Here is a 5825-nt window from a genome sequence, read left to right as displayed (position 1 = left end):
GTAAGAATAATAAGAGAATTAACAAGTCCGCAATGAGCTACTTTCCCCCTGCCAGTAAGGCGTAGTATCATCACCCACGATGTGCTTAGCTTCTTGGTTCGGGATGGAGCAAGGCGTCTCCACATCTGTATAATCACGGACATTGTTATTTAAATATTCTATTTAATATAGCATAATAAAAACAATCAATAAGATTTAGATATAAAAATCATTATTTTTATTTTAGTTTTCATCTTATTCTTATATTTAGATGTTTTACTAAACTAAATACTTTATTGTTTTAAAATACTTAAAAAACAATGTTAAGAGCAAGTTCTAATATAAACTTTACTTATAAGATTTTATAAACTTAAGAACATAATCTTTATATAAATATTTCATATAAAAACACTCAAAGCTTTATTAAAAACCTTAACAAGGAAGTGATGCTTAAATAAGATAAGCCAAACGCTCTATTAGTACTGGTCAGCTAAAGGACTTTCATCCATTACACACCCAGCCTATCAAACTAGTAGTCTTCTAGAGAGCTTAGAGAAGATTCATCTTAGAGTTGGCTTCACGCTTAGATGCTTTCAGCGTTTATCCGTTCCAAACTTAGCTACGCTGCGATGCTCTTGGCAGAACAACAGCTACACCAGTGGTTTGTTCAACCCGGTCCTCTCGTACTAGGGTCAAATCTCTTCAATCTTCTTACGCCCACGGCAGATAGGGACCGAACTGTCTCACGACGTTCTGAACCCAGCTCGCGTACCGCTTTAAATGGCGAACAGCCATACCCTTGGGACCTGCTCCAGCCCCAGGATGCGATGAGCCGACATCGAGGTGCCAAACCTCCCCGTCGATGTGAGCTCTTGGGGGAGATCAGCCTGTTATCCCCGGGGTACCTTTTATCCTTTGAGCGATGGCCCTTCCACACAGAACCACCGGATCACTAAGACCGACTTTCGTCTCTGCTTGACTTGTATGTCTTGCAGTTAAGCTGGCTTATACCTTTATACTCTACGAACGATTTCCAACCGTTCTGAGCCAACCTTTGTAAGCCTCCGTTATTATTTGGGAGGCGACCGCCCCAGTCAAACTACCCACCAGACATTGTCCCACTTGAGGATAACTCAAGCTGGTTAGCTACCCAAATAAGAAAGAGTGGTATCTCAACAACGGCTCATATACAACTGGCGTCATATACTCAAAGCCTCCCACCTATCCTGCACATTCTTATCCAAATAGCAGTGTCAAGCTGTAGTAAAGGTCCACGGGGTCTTTCCGTCTTGCCGCGGGTAGGAGGAATTTTCACCTCCACTACAATTTCACTGGATCCCTCTTTGAGACAGCTCCCATCTCGTTACGCCATTCATGCAGGTCGGTATTTAACCGACAAGGAATTTCGCTACCTTAGGACCGTTATAGTTACGGCCGCCGTTTACTCGGGCTTCGATCAAGAGCTTCGCTAATGCTAACCCCATCAATTAACCTTCGAGCACCGGGCAGGCGTCACACCCTATACATCCTCTTACGAGTTAGCAGAGTGCTGTGTTTTTGGTAAACAGTCGGGAGGGACTCTTTGTTGTAAGTTTCTTCGCTTTCGGAGTAAATCCTAATACGAAGCGAACCACACCTTATACCGAAGATACGGTGCTATTTTGCAGAGTTCCTTAAAGAGAGTTCTTCCACGCGCCTTAGAATACTCATCCCACCCACCTGTGTCGGTTTACGGTACGGGCAACATTAGCTAAACTTAGAAACTTTTCTTGGCTCGACGGCATCAGCAATTCTCCTCGCTGTCCGAAGACTTTGAAGAGCCTTTCAGTTCTCGGAGTATTGTTATACGGATTTGCCTATATAACCTCCTACGACCTTAGACTAGCACTTCCATCCGCTAGCTTGCTTAGCCCTAAGCGTCCTTCCATCGCACACTAATGTTGGTATTGGAATATTAACCAATTTGCCATCGTCTACCCCTTTCGGACTCGACTTAGGACCCGACTAACCCTACGATGACGAGCATCGCGTAGGAAACCTTGGGTTTACGGCGTTAATGATTCTCACATTAATTATCGCTACTCATGCCTGCATGCTCACTTCTATTCGCTCCAGCACTCCTTACCGGTATACCTTCGGCGCAAATAGAACGCTCTCCTACCACTTGATAAAATCAAGTCTACAGCTTCGGTACTTACTTTAGCCCCGTTATATTTTCCGCGCAAAATCACTAGACCAGTGAGCTATTACGCTTTCTTTAAAGGATGGCTGCTTCTAAGCCAACCTCCTGGTTGTTTAAGTAACTTCACATCGTTTTCCACTTAAGTAAGATTTAGGGACCTTAGCTGGTAGTCTGGGTTGTTTCCCTCTTGACGACGGATTTTATCACTCGCCGCCTGACTGCTGTGATTACATATAAGGTATTCGGAGTTTGATAGGGTTTGGTACATTGGTGTATGCCCTAGCCCATTCAGTGCTCTACCCCCTTATACTACGACACAACGCTATACCTAAATATATTTCGGAGAGAACCAGCTATCACGAAGTTTGATTGGCCTTTCACCCCTATCCACAAGTCATCCGGGGGCTTTTCAACGCCTATCGGTTCAGTCCTCCACTAGTTCTTACACTAGCTTCAACTTGCTCATGGATAGATCACTTCGTTTCGGGTCTGCAGCATCTGACTTAAGCGCCCTATTCAGACTCGCTTTCGCTACGGCTTCGCGTGTGCTTAACCTTGCCAGACACCACAACTCGCAGGCTCATTATGCAAAAGGCAGTCCATCACACTGTATTGCTACATAGTGCTCTGAATGATTGTAAGCAAATGGTTTCAGGTTCTATTTCACTCTGATCACCTCAGTTCTTTTCACCTTTCCCTCACGGTACTTGTGCACTATCGGTCTGGTAGTAGTATTTAGGGTTGGATCGTGGTCGACCCAGCTTCAGACAGGATTCCTCGTGTCCCGCCCTACTCAGGATACTGCTAGCTAAGGTTTGGTTTTCGTATACGGGACTATCACCCTCTATGGCTACACTTTCCAGAGTGTTCTACTAACCTCACCTATTGCACATTGCAGTCCTACAACCCCCAGTGCAAGCACTGGGTTTGCCCTCTTGCGCTTTCGCTCGCCGCTACTAACGCAATCTCTATTGATTTCTTTTCCTGTAGGTACTAAGATGTTTCAATTCCCTACGTTCGCTCCATTATGGTAGTATATATCTCTATATACTGGGTTGCCCCATTCGGAAATCTACGGATCAAAGCTTCTTGACAGCTCCCCGTAGCTTATCGCAGTCTAGTACGTCCTTCATCGCCTTTACCAGCCAAGGCATCCACCATTCGCTCTTAATAGCTTACCTTTTAAATTCATTCTAAAACGCATCACTTCCTTGTTAAAGTTTTTATGATAAGACTTTACTATCTTAAGACGGAAAGCATTTAAACACTTAATAAAACTAAAAATATTAGTCTCACTAAGCTGTGAGTTTAAAACTTGTCTTTAACTAAAAGCTAAAGAAAAGATAGTTAGATTTTATCCTTTAACAAGTCCTGTAAAATTGTTTTTATTAAAACTTGCTTGTGACTCTTAACAATGATAATTCAAATAACATTAAATAACTAATCTAATATATAAATATTCTATTATTTATTTAGCTTAGGTCTTAAAACCTAAAGGAAGTATATATAAAGAGTTTAAATAATTTAAAAACATAAGCAATAAAGTATTTTACTTTATTTACTGCTTTATTATTAGCTATATACTTGCTTTAAGTTTTAAAACTTTGTTATATGATTGATAAACAAATCTTTTTTATGGTGGGCCTAACAAGACTTGAACTTGTGACCTCACCCTTATCAGGGGTGCACTCTAACCAGCTGAGCTATAGGCCCTTAATAAATGGTGGAGAATAGCGGGATCGAACCGCTGACCTCCTGCGTGCAAAGCAGGCGCTCTCCCAGCTGAGCTAATTCCCCAAAATTAGCTTTTCATCAATCTTTGAAATCTAAACAAGGATGATTGAGTCTATATATGAACTGATAGTTGTGAGACTTATCAGTTTGTACTCTAGAAAGGAGGTGATCCAACCGCAGGTTCTCCTACGGTTACCTTGTTACGACTTCACCCCAGTCGCTGATTCCACTGTGGACGGTAACTAGTTTAGTATTCCGGCTTCGAGTGAAATCAACTCCCATGGTGTGACGGGCGGTGAGTACAAGACCCGGGAACGTATTCACCGTAGCATGGCTGATCTACGATTACTAGCGATTCCGGCTTCATGCTCTCGAGTTGCAGAGAACAATCCGAACTGGGACATATTTTATAGATTTGCTCCACCTCGCGGTATTGCGTCTCATTGTATATGCCATTGTAGCACGTGTGTCGCCCTGGGCATAAGGGCCATGATGACTTGACGTCGTCCACACCTTCCTCCTCCTTACGAAGGCAGTCTATTTAGAGTGCTCGGCCGAACCGTTAGCAACTAAATACGTGGGTTGCGCTCGTTGCGGGACTTAACCCAACATCTCACGACACGAGCTGACGACAGCCGTGCAGCACCTGTCTCTAAGTTCTAGCAAGCTAGCACCCTCTTATCTCTAAGAGGTTCTTAGGATATCAAGCCCAGGTAAGGTTCTTCGCGTATCTTCGAATTAAACCACATGCTCCACCGCTTGTGCGGGTCCCCGTCTATTCCTTTGAGTTTTAATCTTGCGACCGTACTCCCCAGGCGGTACACTTAATGCGTTAGCTGCATTACTGAGATGACTAGCACCCCAACAACTAGTGTACATCGTTTAGGGCGTGGACTACCAGGGTATCTAATCCTGTTTGCTCCCCACGCTTTCGCGCCTTAGCGTCAGTTAAGTTCCAGCAGATCGCCTTCGCAATGGGTATTCTTGGTGATATCTACGGATTTTACCCCTACACCACCAATTCCATCTGCCTCTCCCTCACTCTAGACTACCAGTTTCCCAAGCAGTTCAACGGTTAAGCCGTTGGATTTCACAAGAGACTTGATAATCCGCCTACGCGCCCTTTACGCCCAGTGATTCCGAGTAACGCTTGCACCCTCCGTATTACCGCGGCTGCTGGCACGGAGTTAGCCGGTGCTTATTCCTTAGGTACCGTCAGAATTCTTCCCTAAGAAAAGGAGTTTACGCTCCGAAAAGTGTCATCCTCCACGCGGCGTTGCTGCGTCAGGGTTTCCCCCATTGCGCAATATTCCCTACTGCTGCCTCCCGTAGGAGTCTGGACCGTGTCTCAGTTCCAGTGTGACTGATCATCCTCTCAGACCAGTTAAGCGTCATAGCCTTGGTGAGCCATTACCTCACCAACTAGCTGATACTATATAGTCTCATCCTACACCGAAAAAACTTTCCCTACTCAACTTGTGTTAAGCAGGAGTATAGAGTATTAGCAGTCGTTTCCAACTGTTGTCCTCTTGTGTAGGGCAGATTAACTATACCTTACTCACCCGTGCGCCACTAATCCACTTCTAGCAAGCTAAAAGCTTCATCGTTCGACTTGCATGTATTAGGCACGCCGCCAGCGTTCACTCTGAGCCAGGATCAAACTCTCCATAAAAAATAATTGGATAAGTTTAATCTTTTTCTTCAAAGAAAAAGTTGATTGTTAAGATTTAAAAATAAATCTTTCTGGCTCAATCGATCACTTATTTAGATTTCAAAGATTGACTATAAGATTTGATTAACAATATTAATAATTTAAAGAACAAATACTAAAAAATTAAGACAAAAAGTCTTAGCTTTTTAAAACCCTTTCGTTTGAAAAGGAAATGAAATTATAGCAATAAAAGCTTAAAGTTTTATTAAATAGATTGGA

The 5825-nt window shown here is 43.3% G+C and carries 2 tRNA genes and 3 rRNA genes; all 5 read right to left on the bottom strand.

What is annotated here, in order from left to right:
- Positions 1–24 precede the first annotated feature (24 nt).
- Positions 25–141, bottom strand: a 5S ribosomal RNA gene (gene rrf / locus CAMP18497_RS08035).
- A gap of 293 nt (positions 142–434) precedes the next feature.
- A 23S ribosomal RNA gene (locus CAMP18497_RS08030) occupies positions 435–3342 on the bottom strand.
- Positions 3343–3797: 455 nt separating this feature from the next.
- Positions 3798–3874: transfer RNA gene (locus tag CAMP18497_RS08025), tRNA-Ile, on the bottom strand.
- Between the two features lie 8 nt (positions 3875–3882).
- A tRNA-Ala gene (locus CAMP18497_RS08020) sits at positions 3883–3958 on the bottom strand.
- Between the two features lie 95 nt (positions 3959–4053).
- A 16S ribosomal RNA gene (locus tag CAMP18497_RS08015) occupies positions 4054–5567 on the bottom strand.
- Together the 16S, 23S and 5S rRNA genes with 2 tRNA genes alongside form the textbook arrangement of a ribosomal RNA operon.
- Positions 5568–5825: the final 258 nt, after the last annotated feature.

It is taken from the genome of Campylobacter sp. W0066.1, from assembly GCF_024723635.1.
In the GTDB taxonomy this organism is placed as follows: Bacteria; Campylobacterota; Campylobacteria; order Campylobacterales; family Campylobacteraceae; genus Campylobacter_D; species Campylobacter_D lari_C.
This window is presented reverse-complemented; position numbering and strand designations above follow the sequence as displayed.